This window comes from Fructobacillus sp. ChS1-6f1-1-27, from assembly GCF_059579415.1.
The window spans coordinates 1-16,793 of the sequence record NZ_JCAOER010000001.1; the positions used below are offsets into that span (position 1 = coordinate 1).

Below are 16,793 nucleotides of genomic sequence, written 5' to 3' on the forward strand. Positions count from 1 at the left end.
GACTGACGCCGATTGAATATCGGGCATCAGTCCTCAAGGCCGCTCAATGACATGTCCTAATTTTGGGGTTCATATCACACAGTGGGAGCTTTTTCTTTTACATAATTTTTAGTCGAAAGGAGGGACGGTTATGGCAGAATTTTTGCAGGCGAAAGATGAGCGAAAAATTTTACATGTCGACTTAGACGCCTTTTATGCCCAGGTTGAAATGCGGGATAATCCCAAATTAAAAACCGTCCCCCTGATTATTGGCCGTGACCCGGACTTACACCATGGACACGGCGTTGTTGCCACGGCCAATTACATTGCCCGTCAGGCTGGCGTTCATTCGGCGATGGGGTCAATTGAGGCCAAAAGAGCCTGCCCGAATGCCACCTTTGTCCAGCCAGACTTTGATAAGTACCGGTCGGTTTCAGCCCAAATCCATGCCGTTTTTGCTGAATTTACCGATAAGGTCGAGCCGGTTGCCTTAGACGAAGCCTACCTGGATGTGACTGATAACCCCTTGGCTGGGGCAACTTTAGCCGCCCAACTCCGTCACCGGATTTTTCAAGAAACCCAGTTAATTTGTTCGGTCGGGATTTCCTATAACAAGGTCTTAGCCAAGCTCGGTTCTGAATACAATAAACCTAATGGGGTGACGGTGATTTCACCAGAAGTGGCGCTGGACTTTGTGGCGGCGCTGCCGATTAAAGACTTTCGTGGCGTTGGTAAAAAAGCTCAGGAGAAGTTTCAGAAATTGGGAATCAAAACCGGGGCAGACTTACGGGAAATGAGTCAAGATGACCTGCGCGTCCACTTCGGCTCCTTTGGCGACCAGCTCTACTGGCAGGCCCGGGCGACTCACTTCGGTCAGGTCAAAGACCACCGGGTCCGTCAATCGGTTGGTAAGGAAAATACCTTTGAGTTTCCGCTGACAAACCGGGGCCAGGTCTTGTCAACCTTTAAGGATTTGTCCCAAAAGGTAGTGGCGGCCATGCAGCAAAAGCACTTGGTTGGTCGGACGTTGAATATCAAGGTTCGTGACGATGACTTTAAGACTCAGACCCGGTCAATTACCCAGGACAAGGCCTTTGACCTCGATGCTGACTTTTTGGCCCGTAAGGCCCAGTCAATCTTTGATGATTTGTACTTGGATGATTTTTCAATCCGCTTGCTGGGCATTACTTTTTCAAATGTCTCGGCTCAAAATTTTCAGCCGTTATCTTTATTTGACTATGATCAAAAAGGCCAAGATTAAGTCTGATTAAGCCAAGTTATTTCTTGCCTTACTAAGGGTGGGGGAAGTACGGTATAATAAAGGATAGTAGGAAAAAATGAAAGGGCAACCATGGCCAAGATTCAAGCAGATATTTTAGAACAAATTAAGCGTTACGACACGATTATTATCCACCGCCACCAGCGGCCTGACCCAGATGCTTACGGGTCACAATTGGGGCTAAAGGCCATCTTGCAAGCCTCTTTCCCTCAAAAAAAGGTCTATGCGGTTGGAAAAGAGATTCCAGGACTTGCTTGGATTGGGGATGGTCAGCCATTGGTTGATGATGTGCCGGATTCAGCTTATAAGAAGGCTTTGGTCATTGTCTGTGACACTGCCAATGACCCTCGGATTGATGACCAGCGTTGGAACCAGGGGTTGGAGATTGTTAAAATCGACCACCACCCCAATGTTGAACCATACGGGGACTGGCAGTGGGTTGAAGATGAAGCTTCGGCTACTTCTGTTTTGATTTACAAATTTTATGAAATGCTCAAAGACCAAGGCTTAAAGATGACTAAGGAAGCTGCCCGGTTCTTGTATATCGGAATTATCGGTGATACTGGTCGCTTTATGTACTCGCTTGACCAAGAAACCTTCGATGTAGCGGGTAAGTTGGTTGCCTATGACTTTGACTACCAAAAGATTTATAACGCGATGACAACTTTGTCTGAAAACGCGGTTAAGTTCTCAGGTTATGTCATGCAACACATTAACGTTTTGCCATCTGGCTTTGGCTACGTCGTCTTGAAGCGCGACTTGATTGACAGCTTTGACCTTGGCAATGCTGGGACTTCCTTTGTGGTTTCAATCCCATCCCGGGTTGATTCTGTGAAGGCCTGGGCAATTTTTGAAGAACAAGAAAACGGCGATTACCGCGTGCGCTTGCGGTCTCGGTCAGTCGTGATTAACACGATTGCCCAAGACTTTGATGGTGGTGGTCACCCAATGGCCTCTGGGGCCTGGGCTTACAGCGAGGCTGATATTCAAGAAATTATTGGCCGAGTAGAAGCTGAGCTTGAAAAGAGCCAAGATTAGTAACTTTTAAAGGACAAAAAATGACAACAGTTAACCAACAGTTTGCCGAATTTAATTTAAAGCCTGAGGTCCTAGCGGCCTTAAAGGCGATTGGCTTTGACCGGCCAACCCCCATCCAAGCCAAGTTGATTCCAACAATTTTGCGGGGTGGGGATGTCGTCGGCCAGTCTCAGACTGGTTCAGGTAAAACTCACACCTTTTTGGTGCCAATTTTTAACCAATTGAAGCCAACGCTGCAACAAACCCAGGTCGTGATTGCGACGCCCTCACGGGAATTAGCCGCTCAGATTACCAAGGCTGCCCGCGAATTTGCCGAAAAAATGGGCTTGGAAAAGGTTTCGATTGCCGAATATGTCGGTGGGACCGATAAGGCTCGGCAAATCCGTCAGCTAGAAAAGCACCAAGCCCAGATTGTCGTCGGAACACCCGGTCGATTGAAAGACTTGGTCCAAAGTTCTGCCTTGGTCGTTAACCAGGTTCAGACCTTGGTGGTCGACGAAGCCGATATGACGATGGATATGGGCTTCTTGAATGAAGTCGATTTCTTGGCCGGAGCGATGCCAAAGGACTTGCAGACTTTGGTCTTTTCAGCCACTATGCCAGAAAAGTTGAAGCCGTTTTTGAAAAAGTACTTGGATAACCCAGCCTTTCAAACGATCCCAACGGAAGCCACCATCGCTGATACGATTGATAACTGGTTGGTGCCAACTAAGTCCAAGGATAAGGAAGAAGTCATTGACAAATTGTTGACGATTTTCAACCCTTACCTGGCCTTGATCTTTGCCAATACCAAGGAGCGGGCCAAGGAATTGGCTGCCCACCTCCGTGGCCAGGGCTTAAAGGTTGCCGAGATTCACGGCGATATCCCACCCCGTGAGCGGAAGCGAACGATGAAAGGTATTTTGCACCTCGACTACCAATACGTGGTGGCCACTGATTTGGCTGCTCGCGGAATTGATATTGAAGGGGTTTCCCACGTCATTAATGACGGGGTGCCAAACGAATTGGAATTCTTCGTTCACCGGGTTGGCCGGACGGGCCGGAATGGGTTGGCCGGTACGGCCGTGACCTTGTATGGACCGGATGAAGAAGATAAGATTGCCGAATTGGAAAACTTCGGGGTTCACTTCGCTCATAAACAAATCCGGGGTGATGAAATCGTCGATGTCAAAGACCGTAAGGCCCGGGTCCAACGCCAGGCCACGACCAACAAGCTTGACCCCGAAATGGTCGGGATGGTCAAGAAAAAGAAGAAAAACGTTAAGCCTGGCTATAAGCGCCAAATTAAGAACAAGATTAAGCGTAAGCGCCAAATGGATCGTCGGATTGAGATGCGTCAAGAACGGCGGAATACCCGTCGCCAAAATAAGGAAGGTTAAGAAACAAGCCGACCGAGTCTAAGTACTTAATAGTTAATAAATTCATAAAAAATGTCCTCACCGTAAATGGTGAGGACGTTTTTATTTACTAAGGTTACTTTTCCAAACTAGAGCTTGAGTTCTTCTTCGCTTGGCGTTCCTGGCTAAAGGCCAAGAGTGAGTTGGTAATTGATTGTTCGATAGATAATGATTCGCCCATGGCATCCATTGGTCCTTCTTCGAAAGTATCAACTTGGTCGTCTGTTTGTTCTACAAAGCTGGCCTGGCTCGCTGAGAAGGATTGGCTGGCAGCACTAGTACTTGTGCTTGCTGGTGCTTTGGCTTCTTCGCTTTGGCTAGTGGCAGGAGTTGCTACTGGTGCGGTGCTTTCAACCGGTTCCTTTATTTCGGGCTCTTCAACTGCTGGACTTTCAACCTGGCTTTCTTCTTCAACCAATGGCGTTGATGGGGCAGCGCTTGAAGCGGGCACATCTGCTTGGCTAAAGGTAGCAGGTTCTGAAACGTCGATTTCTTCAGTTGAAGCGGCGGCGATTTCTTCACCACGTTCCAAGAAGAGGTCGCGCAAGGCGACTTCTTCGTTAGCTGCTAAGGCATCAATCTTGTGTGAAATGTCCGTTAAGACCGTTACCATCACGGCTTGCTGGCGGGGAAGAACTTGAAAAGTTCCTTCGGCCACAATCTGGTTTTGGTTTTCGATTTGTTGGGCAATAAAGCCGGCTTCAAGCGAAAAGTCTGCCTGTGGGTTGGTGGCCAACCGGCTTTGAACCATTGGACCAGCGATTACCCACTGTTGCTGGTCTGGACCTTGGTACTTAATTGTTAAGTCACCAAAGGCCGCTTGGGCAAAAAAGTCAGGGATATCAGCACTGGTATCGACAGGAAAGCGACGGGCTAGGTCCTTACCAGCCCAATAAGTAATGTTTCCGTAGTCATCATGAAGGAGGTTTCCAAGCAAAACGTCCCGGATTAGAAGTGGTGCAAACGCACTGACAGTAGTGTTTTGCAACCGACTTTTAGCATTAAGATCAGCTTTTGACATGAGTAGAAAATCCTTTCTTTGGGCTATTATAACAAATGTAGACTGATTCGGGGTTAAAAGGCTTGCATTTTCTTGCAAAGGGCTGATAATTATAATTATGAAGAAAAACGAACAACCAATCGGCATGATGGATTCCGGGATTGGTGGCTTAACGGTCTTAAAGGCGGCTGTTGCCAAAATGCCAAATGAATCCTTTGTTTATGTTGGTGATACGGCCCGGATGCCTTATGGTCCAAAGGACCCCGAAGAGGTCGCGGCCTACACCAAGCAAATCGCCGAATACTTAATTGAAAAACATAATATTAAAGCCTTAGCGATTGCCTGCAACACGGCAACCGCCTGCGCCTTACCAGCCTTAAACGATGAATTACCAATTCCTGTGATTGGTGTGATTGATTCAGGGGTCAAGGCGGCTGTTGCTGCCAGCAAGACCAAGAAAATTGGGGTGATTGCTACTCAAGGGACTGTTGATTCCGGCCAGTACCAATCAGAAATTAAGGAAGTCGCTCCAAATGCTGAAGTCACGGCCCAAGCAGAGCCGGACTTTGTCCAACTAGTTGAAAAAAACCAGTACCAGGATGCCGGCACTAAAGCTTTGGTGGCTGACCACTTGGCACCATTGAAGGCGGCAGGGGTGGATACCCTGGTTCTTGGCTGTACCCACTTTCCTTTGCTGGCTAAAAGTATCCAGCAGGCGATGGGCGACCAGGTGACTTTAGTCGACCCAGGAGTCGCAACCGCTGCTTTGTTACAAGAATTTTTGGCAAATAAAGAGCTCTTAGTCGCCGACCAAGCGGCCGGGACTTATTCACTGAACACCACTGGGGATGTTGACCAATTTGCCACGATTGCTAAGCAGTGGCTGGGTACGGACAAGAACTGGGTCTTTGGTCACGTTGATTTGACCAAGTAATTTGTAGGAGAGGAAGCGACGATGCGTTTAATTATCGCAACTGGCAATGCTAACAAGGTTAAAGAAATCAAGGCCGCTTTGGCTAAAAGCCAAATTGACTTAACCGTTTTGTCTTTAAAGGACCTGGACTCTGTGCCAGAAATTATTGAAGATGGGACGACCTTTGCCGAAAACGTCCATAAGAAGACGACGGCCCTGGCTGCTGTTTACCCAGCTGACATTATTATGGCCGATGATTCCGGTTTGACAATTCCAGCTCTTGGTGGCGAACCAGGCGTTTACTCAGCCCGGTATGCAGGAGACCACGATGATGCCGCCAACAACGACAAGGTGCTAACCAAGTTAGCGGGTAAGGCCGGGGCTGACCGGGAGGCCTATTTTACAACGGTGATGGAAGTCTTAGGGCCAGACCGTCAGGCTTTAGTCGTTGAGGGCCGGGTTAACGGTCAAATTACGGCAGAGCCAGCCGGTGATAACCTCTTTGGCTACGATCCAATTTTTTTCTATCCAGAAAAGGACAAGACCTTTGCCCAAATGACGGTTGCAGAGAAAAACGAAATTTCTCACCGGGGTCGGGCCTTGGCTAAGCTAGTCGCTGAATTACCAGACTGGCTAGCAAAATAATGAAATTTAAAACCGGCGGAGGCCGGCTTTTTTAATTGGAAAACGCTGACTGCAAATGCGTTATAATATTAAGTAATGACTGACGAAAACCCACAATTTAATACCTGGTTTGAGGGGCAAGACGAGACTGATGCGCTCTTGCGCGATGCGGCTGCTAACCAAAACGACCAGCAAGATGAGCTTTCTTTACGGCCTAAGTACCTGCGTGAATACATCGGCCAAAAGCCCTTAAAAGAAGAATTAGCGGTTTACTTAAAAGCTGCTAAAATGCGCGAAGAGGCCTTGGACCACGTCTTACTCTTTGGCCCTCCCGGACTTGGAAAAACAACTTTGGCGATGATTATTGCCAACGAGCTTGGCGTGAATTTGAAAACGGCTTCAGGACCTGCCATTGAAAAGGGGGGCGACTTGGTGGCCCTACTGAACGGCTTGGAACCAGGCGACGTCTTGTTCATCGATGAAATCCACCGCCTGCCCACCAATGTGGAAGAAATGCTCTATTCGGCGATGGAAGACTACTTTGTCGACATCATGGTTGGCCAAGGGCCGACAGCCCGGGCAGTCCACTTTCCATTGCCGCCCTTTACCTTGGTGGGGGCGACGACTCGGCCGGGGATGCTTTCAAAGCCCTTGCGTGACCGCTTTGGCATCATTAACTCCTTGGAATACTACCAACCAGAAGATTTGGAACAGATTGTCGTGCGGACCGCCGATATTTTTGAAGCCCCAATCACCAAGGAGGGAGCTTATGCCGTTGCTTCTCGGTCGCGGGGAACACCGCGGATTGCCAACCGCTTGTTAAAGCGGGTTCGTGACTTTGCCCAGGTTGCTGGTAAAGAAGCGATTGACACCGACTTGGTCCAGCTGGCTTTGGACAAATTAAGGGTTGACCAGCGCGGCCTAGATGAGACCGACCACAAGTTATTGAATGCCATGATCGACTTTTACCATGGTGGCCCAGTTGGGTTAAATACCCTGGCCGCTAATATCGGTGAAGAGTCTGATACCTTGGAAGCAATGGTCGAACCATACTTGCTCCAACTTGGCTTTATCCAACGGACTCCCCGTGGTCGGGTGGTGACTGAAGCGGCTTACCGCCACTTGGGCCGGCCGGTTCCGGAACAAAAACAGTAAATTTATTTGAAAAAGGGTCGGTGACAGCAAGGCCAGTATTAAGGATTGAAACGATTTTTTATGACAAAAGAAAAGCACTACCAACTAACCGATTTTGACTATGACTTGCCCCAAGAACTAATTGCTCAAACGCCCTTGAAGCAGCGTGACAGTTCCCGGTTGTTGGTCTTAAACGCCGAAACTGGTGATTACCAAGACAAGCACTTTTACGACATCTTGGACTATTTGAACCCTGGGGATGCCTTGGTGATGAATAACTCTCGGGTTTTGCCTGCCCGCTTGCACGGCATCCGGCCTGAAACCGGGGGCCATGCTGAAGTCTTGCTTTTACGTCAAGACCATGATGATGTTTGGGAAACCTTGGTGAAGCCAGCCAAGAAGTCACCAGTTGGGTCGACGATTATTTTTGGTAATGACCCAGACCACCCAGTCATGACTGGAACCGTTGTTGGTGAGTTGGAACACGGTGGTCGCTATGTGGACTTTTCTTATGATGGAATTTTCATGGAGCGGTTGAACGAACTGGGCGAAATGCCACTGCCTCCTTATATTAAGGAAAAACTGGCCGACCAGGAACGGTACCAAACCGTTTATTCCAAGGTTGACGGATCGGCTGCTGCCCCAACAGCCGGTCTGCACTGGACCCCAGAATTATTGGAAAAGGTGGCAGCCAAGGGTGTGAAGTTGGTCGAGTTGACCTTACATGTTGGTCTTGGAACCTTTCGACCAGTCGAAGAAGATAATATTGAGGACCACAAGATGCACTCTGAGTTCTACCAGTTGAGTGAAGCAGCAGCCGAGACCTTGAACGAGGTTCGTGATAACGGTGGTAAGATTGTGGCGACCGGAACAACTTCTATCCGGACCCTGGAAACCATCGGCTCAAAGTTTGATGGGGCAATCCAGGCTGATTCCGGTTGGACCGATATCTTCATCAAACCTGGCTACCAGTGGCAGGTTGTTGACGCCTTTATCACCAACTTCCACTTGCCAAAGTCAACCTTGGTCATGCTGGTGGCCGCCTTTACTGGCCGCGAGCATATCTTAAATGCTTACGAACACGCGGTGGCTGAAAAGTACCGGTTCTTTTCCTTTGGGGATGCGATGTTTATTCATAAGTAAAAAGAGCCTGGATATATATCCAGGCTTTTTTTCTATTCTCGTTTTTTAAACCAAGGCAATAGTGTGAGAGTTACTAGTGGAATCCAGCTCATAACTAGATAAACATTAGAGAAAGCATTAATCATTTTGACTTTAATATGACTTCGAATTTTATTAATAATAGTATTAGTGGTTTTAGTTGTTTGTTGTTCCTGTTGCTTTATTTTAGGTAAGAGTGAGGTATTAATATGTTCTTTAGTTTCTTGTTTTGTTGACTCTGGGATTTGGTCAATTGTGATATCTTGTTTTGCTGCAATTGCAGCAAATGCTTGTTGATAAGCATTATTTAATGCTGAGGTTTCAAGGTTCTTGTGATTATAATTGACCATAATTTTGTTATTTGTGTTTGTGGTACTTGAGTTATTCGGATTGAGTTTAGTTTCAATTTTTGCATTAATCTTTGTTTTCACTGTTGAATTAATTGGTTGAGTTTTAACTACTTGATGTCCGTAATCAATTGTTTGTTGCTTTGCATCTTTGATGTTGCTTGATAAAATTGAAGAAAAAAGAGCAATAGCGATAATTAATCCAATTTGCCTGAAAATATTGGCAACACTTTGTGAATCAGTTAAATCACTTCCAGAGAAGTCAGCTGCAACAAGAACATTGGCAGTAGCTGCTACAAGTCCATATCCTAAACCAAGTAAAATATCAGCAATGATTAAACGTGTGTAATTTGTTTCGATTTGTAGATGTGAAAATAGAAAGTAACTAGCAGCAATTGTGATAAATCCTAATCCGATGAGTAGTCGATTATTAATTTTTTTAACGAGTCGTGATACAATAACGACTGTCATTGTGACACTAACAGAATAAGGTGTAATTAGTAGAGCAGAATTTAATTCAGATTCTCCCATTACTTTAGTTAGAAGGGTTGGAATTAGGATAACCATTCCGCCCATAAAGTAGTTACAAAATAAAAGTGCTAAACTCGATCCTTTAAAATTATTGCTTTTAAATAATTTTAAATTAATCATTGGATATTGATTACGTGTTTCTTGAATAATGAATAAAATAAAACCGATTAAAGAACCGAAAAGTAGAAGTAATACGCTGACTGAGCTCCAACCCCAATCGTTGCCTTTAATTAAACCAAGTGAGAGAGCAGACAGAGTTAAACAGCTTAAAAGAGCACCAACCCAATCGATTCTAATTTCACGTTTCTTTTCGTTCTTGATGTTTAATACTAATGGATAAATCATTACAAGAATAATAATAAGTGGAACGTTGATAAAAAATACCCAACGCCATTCCCAATATTGTGAGATAAATCCTCCAATAGTTGGCCCTAAGGCGACAGCAAGGCCTTGAGCTCCTGCTAAGGCACCAATTACTTTATCGCGGTTATTTTGGTTACTGTGTTCAAGGCCGATTACCATACTAATTGGTGTAATAATAGCTGCACCAATACTTTGAATACCTCGAGCAACCAACATGGTTGGTAAGTTAGGAGACAATCCTGTCAGTAATGAGGCTAGTCCAAAAATAATTAATCCAATAAATACAAATCGATTTTTACCAATTCTTTCGGCTAAACGTCCAAAGGGAATGATTAAAGTGGCAAATACGATGGTGTAAATATTAATTGCCCATGTTAAGTTTGAAAGATTTTCGTTGAAAGCTGTCTGAATCTTAGGAATGACGATGGTCATGATAGAAACATCCATCATACATAAAAGATTGGCTACAAGCAGGATTGGCAGTAAAAGTTTTTTTGTTTTCATTTTCCCTCTCATTTCTGATAAAATCTAAGTGCAAATAAAAATGTACCACGTGTGACATTTCAATATGAATTATATTTTTGTAGTTTATAAAAAGCTAGCAAACTGAGCGAAGTGACACACAAAGCAAAAATTGTGAAGGAGATATAAGTAATGAATGGCCATCAAAAATTAGTTTTACAGTCAAAAAAGTGGTTACTAAAATCTTTTTTTGAGTTGTTAAATCAAAAAAGTTATGACAGTATAACGGTTAAGGAAATTGCTGATAATGCTAAGCTGTCTAGAAGAACGTTTTATCGATCATTTACTGATAAAAATGAGCTATTAAATTATTATATCGATTTATTAACTGATGAGTATTTGCAGTCGTTGATAGAATTTAATCGGACACAGGTGAGTTTTGGGGATGTTGTCAAGTTTTTCTTCTCTTTCTGGTGGCGCCATAAAAATACTGTGCAATTACTGATAGAACAGGATTTATTTAGTAAAGTTACCAAACGAATGGGCGAGAGCTCAGATAAAATATATGAGTTATTCACATTACCTTGGCATATTGATGGTGATCCCTATGAGGTTAATTATGTCTTAACGTTTTTCTTGGGTGGACTATGGAATGTTTTGGAAAGTTGGATTGTTAAGGATGAGCCAGAAAGTTATGAAGAGGTAGCCACGATATTGATGAAATCAGTCCAGAAAATTAAAGACGTGGAAATGAATTAAAAAAAGGTTCAGAAATCAAATCTGATTTCTGAACCTTTTTTGTACAGTTGGTTTCAAATTTTATTCCGCACCTTCAATGGCCTTGTGGACCATTTCAAGGTCGGACAAGTCAGCGTTTTGGAAGTCGGGGTTGTCGACAGGCAAGACCTGTTCGGAAGTATCGAACTTTTGCACCTTGATGGTTGCTTGACCAATCTTAGCGCTCAAGACGTGACCGGAAATTTGGTGGTCATCTGACAAGAAGTGGGAATGGAAGCCGGCAACTGTCGCACCCTGGAAAATAGCAGGGGCGTAGTAAGAAAGCAAGCGCCCCTTGACCTTTTGGCCGTCAAAGGTTTGTTGCTTTTCGGCAGCTTCGGTTAAAGTTGGATAGGGCTTGGTTGAACCAGCAGCTGACCGGGTGGTAATGGTTTCAAATTCACCTTCTACTAGCAAGGCGGCAAATTGGTTTTGAGCCTTGAGATGGTTAATAGCGTGCTGCATGGCATCGTTTAATACCTGGTTGCCAGCAGAGCCGAATTCCTGGAAGTCGCCAAAGTGAGCGGCAGCAAATGGCGATGAGAAGTCACTGTTGACGTCTAGTTCTTCGCATTCGCCAGTTACGGTCGTGTGGTAGGCTTTACCGTCTAAGATAATCAGTTCGCCGTCCAAGCCCTGGCCGGTACCGATACCAAAGTCGCCATGGGCTAACAGGTCCTTTAATGGCGCAGTTCCGTCTAGCAAGCCGTTGGCCAAAATTTGCATGGTACCGACTTGGTAAAGAGATGATTTTTTCATGGTAAATATCCTTTCAAATTTGCTCTGATTTAGTCTTATTATAGTCCTAATCGTCGATTGATTGCCATGGTTTCTGCCTAAGATTTGCCCGTGGTATAATGGGTGCATGAAAAGTTATCAAACACATCAACCAGCCGAAACACAGAAGCTGGCAGAACAAATTGCTGACCTGGCTTACCCAGGGTTGGTGATCACCTTACAGGGAGACTTAGGGGCCGGTAAGACGACCTTTACCCAGGGTTTTGCTAAGCAGTTAGGGATTACTAGTCGGGTGAAAAGTCCAACCTTTAATATTTTGACTCCTTACGAAGAAGGTCGGATCCCAGTTTACCACTTTGATGCCTACCGGCTAGAAGTTAGCGGGGCGGCTGACCAAGGCTTTGAAGACTATCTTGGGACCGATGGGGTGGCCTTGATTGAATGGCCTCAGTACATGGAAGACCTTTTGCCAAATGACCGGTTGGAACTAACCTTTACCCGACTTGGCACTGAAGAATCGGACCGAGAAATTACGGTCCGTGGCTTGGGGCAAGTGGCACAGTTGGAGGACAAGTTGGACTAATGGCAGAAGAAGTGGACTTTGAATATTCCTTGATTGGTCTGGATTTGAAAGATGCCATTGCTGCCCAAGACCTGATTGCTACTTTGCGCCAGGAAACCGATACCTTTGAGTTGGCGGAAAGTCGTGATGGCCAAACGGTCGCAGCCGATGACTTGGCTGTTTATGAGCCGGCCGAACCACAATCAACCATGCCACAAAAGACCTGGTTGTTGTGGGCGGAACCGATTAATGGGGCGGATACGCCGTCATCTAACTCAGACCAGGATGACCGTTTTCTAATTGGAATTGCCTCAGTAGTCGATGGTGAAATCGGCCTGGCAGTTTTAGCAGATTTCCAGGGCTTGGGCCTTGGAACTGCGATGATGGGGGCAATGGTCGATTGGGCCAAGCAAAACGGCTACCAGACAGTCTGGCTCGATGTTAAAAAGGATAATGCGGTCGCTCGGCACTTGTATGATCAGGCCGGCTTCCAAGTCGTCCAAGACCCCACCGCTGGTGCCTACCAAAACCAGCCAGCCCCACTGGAAAACTTAATTCGAATGGAGTTGACCCTATGAACTTTGCAGCCTTTGACTTTGAAACGGCTAGTGCTGCCCGCCATTCGGCGGTTTCACTGGCATTAGTGGTTGTCCGTGATGACCAGGTGGTTGACCAGTTTTACTCGCTGATTAACCCGCCAACCCCGTTTTCGGCCCGAAACTCACAGATCCATGGAATTTACCCGGAAGACGTGGTCGATGCGCCGACTTTTGCTGAAATTTGGCCAACGATTGCCCCGCTTTTCACGGAAGAAAAGCTAGTTGTTGCCCATAATTCCCCCTTTGATACTTCGGTTTTGCGGGCCTGCTTGGACTACTACGGTCTACCAGAAGCTCACTACCAGGTCTTAGATACGGTTAAGACCTCAAAACGGCTCTTACCAGAACTGCCAAACCATAAACTTAATACGGTTTCAGCAGCCTTAAACATCCGCTTGGACCATCACCACAACGCCTTGGCCGATGCCTTGGCTTGCGCTGAAATTTTGGTTAACCAGAGCAAGATGTTTGGTAACGATATCTTAAAAGAATATGTCCGTAACAAATAAAGACCCGCTGGCAGGTGCCAGCAGGTCTTTTAATTTGCTTAAAAATTTGAAATTAAAGGTCAATTGTTAATTCGATGGGAGCGTGGTCCTGGCGGGCCCCGGTGTCAACGACTGTGATGTCTTGGACTTGATCGGCAATTTGGTTGGAAACTAGGTAGTAGTCAATCCGCCAACCTGAATTGTTGATCTTAGAGGTCTTGACCCGTTGGGCCCACCAGGTATAGATGTCGGCTTGGTCGGGGTACTTGGCCCGGAGGGTGTCGGTATAACCGGCAGCCAGGAGGGTAGTAAAGTGTTCCCGCTCTTCATCGGTAAAGCCGGCCGAGTGGTGGTTGGTGTTGGGGTGCTTCAAGTCAATTTCTTCGTGGGCGACGTTAAAGTCACCGGAGAAGATCACGGGCTTTTTGGCATTTAAGCCATCGATGTAAGCTCGGTAGGCATCGTCCCAGTCCTGCCGGTCGTCTAGCCGGTCTAATTTGGAACCGGAGTTGGGCGTGTATACGGTTGAAACATAGAAGGTTGGGTATTCCAGGGTGACAATCCGACCCTCTTGGTCCATTTCACCAGGGGCACCAATGGTAGGGTAGTCAACAGCGATTGGTTCGTCCTTGGCAACCATCATCGTACCAGCATAGGACTTGCGGGCGGTCGATGAGTTGGTGTAAAAGTGGTAGCCGGGAAAAAGGGCTGTTAAGGCTTCTTGGTGTTTTTTAGTGAGGCCAGAATCCTTTAACTTGGTTTCTTGGATGGCCAAGACATCTGGCTTTTTAGCAGCGAGTCCTTCGAGGACGGCCCAGGTCATCTTGCCCCGGTCAGAACCGTGCTCGACGGCGGCGTTAATTGAATCGATGTTCCAGGAAATAAATTGCATAGGGACTTCCTTTAATTTAGTCTTTTAAATATTATACCGTGAAAAATCAGAAAGGCGAATACCGTCTGAATTGGCCCTAAAAATCCGGGTCTTGAACGGCCATTTTTTGCATATAAGCTGGAATCTGCTCAGCAATCTGACTTGGCAACGTCACATAGGCGGTTTGGGCTAGGTCACTGGCAATCGCTGAATGACTGTAAGTGGCTGCCAAAATAGCCATGCCCAAGTCTTTTTGACCAAATTGGGCAACAAAGCCAGCAACCATGCCGGCTAAAGTATCACCCATGCCACCAGTGGCTTGGTAGGGGCCACCAACGCTGAGCTGGTAGACCTTGTTCTCCAAGTAAACCTGGGTGGCATCGGACTTTAAGACTAGGATTGGTTCGGGGTCTAAGTTGACCAGGGCCTCCCAGTTGTTATCCTCTTTATCTTGGTCTTCAATTTCAACCTGGCTAAACCGCTCCCACTCTTTTTGGTGCGGGGTCATAATGACCTTTGCTTGTGGCAGTGGGGTGTTGCTTGCTGCCATCATCGTGATGGCGGACCCGTCTAAGATAATGACCTGACTCTTTTGAACAGTGGCTAAGACTTTGTCTAGAATTTCTTTTTCTTGGCCTAAGCCAGAGCCAACCAGAACAACGTCAGCTGATTGGACCAGACTGGTTAAGTCCTGGTGGTAGTCGACGACCATCGCTTCAGGTAGGCGGGAGTGGATGGCGGTTTTATTGACTGGGTCGGTGGCGACTGTCACCAGACCAGCCCCGGAATAAATCGCTCCCTGGGTGTTCATGATAGCGGCCCCACCCAGGTCTTGGTTGCCAGCCACGATCAAGACCCGGCCGTAAGTACCTTTGTGAGACTTGCTCTGGCGAATGGTAACGACTTCTTTGACAATCTTTTCTGTTAATTCAATCATTTTTCACCTCTAAGGAGCATTTTACCTTAATCTTGTGTATAATGAAAAATAAATAATGAGAAAATTATGATAATATCTGGTAATTTTTCCATATATTATCATTTAATGACTAGGAGGGCTTGAAATGGTGGATTGGCAGCAAAAAGCAAAGGAAGAAGAAAGTGCCTATTTGGCAGATTTACGGGACTTTTTGAAGGTTGAATCGGTCCGTGATGATACCAAGGCAACCAAGGGAGCACCGTTAGGCCCTGGCCCAAAGGAAGCCCTGGACCATATCCTTTCTTTGGCCGACCGGGATGGCTTTGTCACCAAGAATATTGATAACTTGGTTGGTTATATCGAAATTGGTCCTAAGGATGCCGATGAATATGTGGCCTTGCTTTCACACGTTGACGTTATGCCGGCCGGTGAAGGTTGGGAAACCGACCCATTTGACCCCGTGATTGAGGATGGCAAAGTGATTGCCCGTGGGGCTTCGGATGATAAGGGACCTGGATTGGCCGCCTACTATGCCTTTAAGATGATCCGTGATTTGAATTTGCCATTGAACCGTCGGGTCCGGTTGATTTTTGGAACCGACGAAGAAAACGATTGGACGGGGATGACCAAGTACTTTGAGGTCGAACCTGCGCCAGCCTTTGGTTTCTCACCTGATGCTGAGTATCCAATTATTAATGGGGAAAAGGGAAACTTGCAGGTGAACTTAACGGCCGATGGGTCAAATGGGGATGGCGCTCAGCTTGTTTCCTTTGATTCTGGAATTCGGACGAACATGGTGCCCGGGATTGCCCGAGCTGAGGTGACTGGGGTGGCCGTTGACCAAACCCTGGCCGCCTTTAAGACTTTCTTGGCCGACCACCCACAAATTAAGGGGACAGCCAAAGCAAAGGGTGACGGGGTTACCTTTGAATTGATTGGCCACCAGGTTCACGGGTCACTGCCCGAAACCGGTGAGAACGCCGGAACCTATTTGGCTAAGTTCTTAGACCAATATGACTTTGGTGCTTCGGCTGCCGGGTTCTTGCACTACTTGGGTGACTTGGCCCACGATGACCCAACCGGTAAGAAGCTTGGCGTTAACTATGAAGATGACGTGATGGGCGCCTTGTCAATGAACATTGGAATCCAGAAGTTTGATTTGACCGATGGGGCCTTTATTAACTTCAACTTCCGTTATCCAAAGGGGATTGAACCAGACTTTATCGAAGGTCAGTTGGCCAAGGCTTTGCCAGAATGGGACTTCAAGGCGGCCATTGGTGGTCACTCACAGGTACCACACTACGTGGCCCCTTCTGACCCAGTTGTGCAAACCTTGTTGAAGATTTACCATGACCAAACGGGCTTGGAGGCTTACGACCAAGTGATTGGTGGTGGAACATACGGTCGGTTGATGGAACGTGGGGTTGCTTTTGGAGCCTTGTTCCCTGATTCACCGGAAACGATGCACCAGGTCGGTGAGTTCGCCTTAGTGGATGACTTGGTTCGGTCGATGGGAATTTACGGCCAAGCGATTGTCGAATTGGCAAACTTGCCGGAATAAAAGTGAATTGGTTGGAAGAGGGACTGGGGAGACCTGGTTCTTTTTATTACATA

The 16,793-nt window shown here is 46.5% G+C and carries 17 protein-coding genes; 12 read left to right on the forward strand and 5 right to left on the reverse strand.

Going from position 1 to position 16,793, the window contains the following annotated elements; all coding sequences use genetic code 11:
- Nucleotides 1-130: 130 nt before the first annotated feature.
- From dinB to AC5162_RS00015, 3 genes are all read left to right on the forward strand, one after another.
- Nucleotides 131-1,240 carry a DNA polymerase IV gene (gene dinB / locus AC5162_RS00005; protein WP_496533213.1) on the forward strand — a complete coding sequence of 370 codons (1,110 nt, stop codon included), beginning with the start codon at nucleotides 131-133 and terminating at the stop codon, nucleotides 1,238-1,240.
- A 90-nt stretch (nucleotides 1,241-1,330) separates the two neighbouring features.
- A complete protein-coding gene (locus AC5162_RS00010; RefSeq protein WP_496533214.1) occupies nucleotides 1,331-2,296 on the forward strand; it encodes a DHH family phosphoesterase in 966 nt (321 codons plus the stop codon).
- Between the two features lie 20 nt (nucleotides 2,297-2,316).
- Complete coding sequence (locus tag AC5162_RS00015) at nucleotides 2,317-3,675, forward strand: DEAD/DEAH box helicase (protein ID WP_496533215.1); 1,359 nt, start codon at nucleotides 2,317-2,319, stop codon at nucleotides 3,673-3,675.
- Between the two features lie 94 nt (nucleotides 3,676-3,769).
- Here the strand turns inward: AC5162_RS00015 and AC5162_RS00020 are convergent, their stop codons facing one another.
- Nucleotides 3,770-4,714 carry a YslB family protein gene (locus AC5162_RS00020; protein WP_496533216.1) on the reverse strand — a complete coding sequence of 315 codons (945 nt, stop codon included), beginning with the start codon at nucleotides 4,712-4,714 and terminating at the stop codon, nucleotides 3,770-3,772.
- A 97-nt stretch (nucleotides 4,715-4,811) separates the two neighbouring features.
- Between AC5162_RS00020 and murI the strand changes: the two genes are divergently transcribed.
- The 4 genes from murI to queA all read left to right on the forward strand — a co-directional run bounded on the left by murI (nucleotide 4,812) and on the right by queA (nucleotide 8,507).
- Nucleotides 4,812-5,627 (forward strand): glutamate racemase, encoded by an 816-nt coding sequence (gene murI / locus AC5162_RS00025; RefSeq protein ID WP_496533217.1) that lies wholly within the window; start codon nucleotides 4,812-4,814, stop codon nucleotides 5,625-5,627.
- Nucleotides 5,628-5,648: 21 nt separating this feature from the next.
- Nucleotides 5,649-6,251 (forward strand): XTP/dITP diphosphatase, encoded by a 603-nt coding sequence (locus AC5162_RS00030; protein WP_496533218.1) that lies wholly within the window; start codon nucleotides 5,649-5,651, stop codon nucleotides 6,249-6,251.
- A gap of 75 nt (nucleotides 6,252-6,326) precedes the next feature.
- The gene (ruvB, locus tag AC5162_RS00035) at nucleotides 6,327-7,385 is read left to right on the forward strand and encodes a Holliday junction branch migration DNA helicase RuvB (protein ID WP_496533219.1); all 1,059 of its coding nucleotides are present in this window, start codon (nucleotides 6,327-6,329) and stop codon (nucleotides 7,383-7,385) included.
- Nucleotides 7,386-7,445: 60 nt separating this feature from the next.
- The gene (gene queA / locus AC5162_RS00040; RefSeq protein ID WP_496533220.1) at nucleotides 7,446-8,507 is read left to right on the forward strand and encodes a tRNA preQ1(34) S-adenosylmethionine ribosyltransferase-isomerase QueA; all 1,062 of its coding nucleotides are present in this window, start codon (nucleotides 7,446-7,448) and stop codon (nucleotides 8,505-8,507) included.
- 32 nt (nucleotides 8,508-8,539) lie between these two features.
- On the opposite strand, the gene AC5162_RS00045 is transcribed toward queA, so the two are convergent.
- A complete protein-coding gene (locus AC5162_RS00045) occupies nucleotides 8,540-10,270 on the reverse strand; it encodes an MFS transporter (protein WP_496533221.1) in 1,731 nt (576 codons plus the stop codon).
- Nucleotides 10,271-10,420: 150 nt separating this feature from the next.
- On the opposite strand from AC5162_RS00045, the gene AC5162_RS00050 reads away from it, so the two are divergent.
- Nucleotides 10,421-10,987, forward strand: coding sequence for a TetR/AcrR family transcriptional regulator (locus tag AC5162_RS00050; protein WP_496533222.1), 567 nt, complete (start codon nucleotides 10,421-10,423; stop codon nucleotides 10,985-10,987).
- A gap of 60 nt (nucleotides 10,988-11,047) precedes the next feature.
- On the opposite strand, the gene budA is transcribed toward AC5162_RS00050, so the two are convergent.
- The gene (gene budA / locus AC5162_RS00055; protein ID WP_496533223.1) at nucleotides 11,048-11,764 is read right to left on the reverse strand and encodes an acetolactate decarboxylase; all 717 of its coding nucleotides are present in this window, start codon (nucleotides 11,762-11,764) and stop codon (nucleotides 11,048-11,050) included.
- Nucleotides 11,765-11,870: 106 nt separating this feature from the next.
- Here budA and tsaE point away from each other — a divergent pair, with 106 nt between their 5' ends.
- The 3 genes from tsaE to AC5162_RS00070 are packed head-to-tail and all read left to right on the forward strand — an operon-like array spanning nucleotide 11,871 to nucleotide 13,413.
- Nucleotides 11,871-12,326, forward strand: coding sequence for a tRNA (adenosine(37)-N6)-threonylcarbamoyltransferase complex ATPase subunit type 1 TsaE (tsaE, locus tag AC5162_RS00060; protein WP_496533224.1), 456 nt, complete (start codon nucleotides 11,871-11,873; stop codon nucleotides 12,324-12,326).
- The gene (locus AC5162_RS00065; protein ID WP_496533225.1) at nucleotides 12,326-12,883 is read left to right on the forward strand and encodes a GNAT family N-acetyltransferase; all 558 of its coding nucleotides are present in this window, start codon (nucleotides 12,326-12,328) and stop codon (nucleotides 12,881-12,883) included. Before tsaE ends, AC5162_RS00065 begins: the two co-directional genes overlap by 1 nt.
- A complete protein-coding gene (locus AC5162_RS00070; protein WP_496533226.1) occupies nucleotides 12,880-13,413 on the forward strand; it encodes a 3'-5' exonuclease in 534 nt (177 codons plus the stop codon). Before AC5162_RS00065 ends, AC5162_RS00070 begins: the two co-directional genes overlap by 4 nt.
- Before the next feature lie 52 nt (nucleotides 13,414-13,465).
- Here the strand turns inward: AC5162_RS00070 and AC5162_RS00075 are convergent, their stop codons facing one another.
- Together AC5162_RS00075 and AC5162_RS00080 are read right to left on the reverse strand one after the other, a co-directional pair.
- On the reverse strand, nucleotides 13,466-14,284 hold the full coding sequence (locus tag AC5162_RS00075; protein WP_496533227.1) for an exodeoxyribonuclease III: 819 nt from the start codon (nucleotides 14,282-14,284) through the stop codon (nucleotides 13,466-13,468).
- A 76-nt stretch (nucleotides 14,285-14,360) separates the two neighbouring features.
- The gene (locus AC5162_RS00080; protein ID WP_496533228.1) at nucleotides 14,361-15,200 is read right to left on the reverse strand and encodes an NAD(P)H-hydrate dehydratase; all 840 of its coding nucleotides are present in this window, start codon (nucleotides 15,198-15,200) and stop codon (nucleotides 14,361-14,363) included.
- A gap of 124 nt (nucleotides 15,201-15,324) precedes the next feature.
- Between AC5162_RS00080 and pepV the strand changes: the two genes are divergently transcribed.
- Entirely contained in the window at nucleotides 15,325-16,740 is a 1,416-nt protein-coding gene (pepV, locus tag AC5162_RS00085) for a dipeptidase PepV (RefSeq protein ID WP_496533229.1), read from the forward strand.
- The last annotated feature ends 53 nt before the right edge of the window (nucleotides 16,741-16,793 follow it).

Excerpts from the sequence above, each read along its gene's own strand:
- AC5162_RS00050 (WP_496533222.1), top strand. The coding sequence starts at position 10,421 with ATGAATGGCCATCAAAAATTAGTTTTACAGTCAAAAAAGTGGTTACTA.
- AC5162_RS00065 (WP_496533225.1), top strand. The coding sequence starts at position 12,326 with ATGGCAGAAGAAGTGGACTTTGAATATTCCTTGATTGGTCTGGATTTG.
- queA (WP_496533220.1), top strand. The coding sequence starts at position 7,446 with ATGACAAAAGAAAAGCACTACCAACTAACCGATTTTGACTATGACTTG.
- AC5162_RS00015 (WP_496533215.1), top strand. The coding sequence starts at position 2,317 with ATGACAACAGTTAACCAACAGTTTGCCGAATTTAATTTAAAGCCTGAG.
- AC5162_RS00070 (WP_496533226.1), top strand. The coding sequence starts at position 12,880 with ATGAACTTTGCAGCCTTTGACTTTGAAACGGCTAGTGCTGCCCGCCAT.
- AC5162_RS00045 (WP_496533221.1), bottom strand. The coding sequence starts at position 10,270 with ATGAAAACAAAAAAACTTTTACTGCCAATCCTGCTTGTAGCCAATCTT.
- pepV (WP_496533229.1), top strand. The coding sequence starts at position 15,325 with ATGGTGGATTGGCAGCAAAAAGCAAAGGAAGAAGAAAGTGCCTATTTG.
- murI (WP_496533217.1), top strand. The coding sequence starts at position 4,812 with ATGAAGAAAAACGAACAACCAATCGGCATGATGGATTCCGGGATTGGT.
- ruvB (WP_496533219.1), top strand. The coding sequence starts at position 6,327 with ATGACTGACGAAAACCCACAATTTAATACCTGGTTTGAGGGGCAAGAC.
- budA (WP_496533223.1), bottom strand. The coding sequence starts at position 11,764 with ATGAAAAAATCATCTCTTTACCAAGTCGGTACCATGCAAATTTTGGCC.
- AC5162_RS00010 (WP_496533214.1), top strand. The coding sequence starts at position 1,331 with ATGGCCAAGATTCAAGCAGATATTTTAGAACAAATTAAGCGTTACGAC.
- AC5162_RS00020 (WP_496533216.1), bottom strand. The coding sequence starts at position 4,714 with ATGTCAAAAGCTGATCTTAATGCTAAAAGTCGGTTGCAAAACACTACT.
- AC5162_RS00075 (WP_496533227.1), bottom strand. The coding sequence starts at position 14,284 with ATGCAATTTATTTCCTGGAACATCGATTCAATTAACGCCGCCGTCGAG.
- dinB (WP_496533213.1), top strand. The coding sequence starts at position 131 with ATGGCAGAATTTTTGCAGGCGAAAGATGAGCGAAAAATTTTACATGTC.
- tsaE (WP_496533224.1), top strand. The coding sequence starts at position 11,871 with ATGAAAAGTTATCAAACACATCAACCAGCCGAAACACAGAAGCTGGCA.
- AC5162_RS00080 (WP_496533228.1), bottom strand. The coding sequence starts at position 15,200 with ATGATTGAATTAACAGAAAAGATTGTCAAAGAAGTCGTTACCATTCGC.
- AC5162_RS00030 (WP_496533218.1), top strand. The coding sequence starts at position 5,649 with ATGCGTTTAATTATCGCAACTGGCAATGCTAACAAGGTTAAAGAAATC.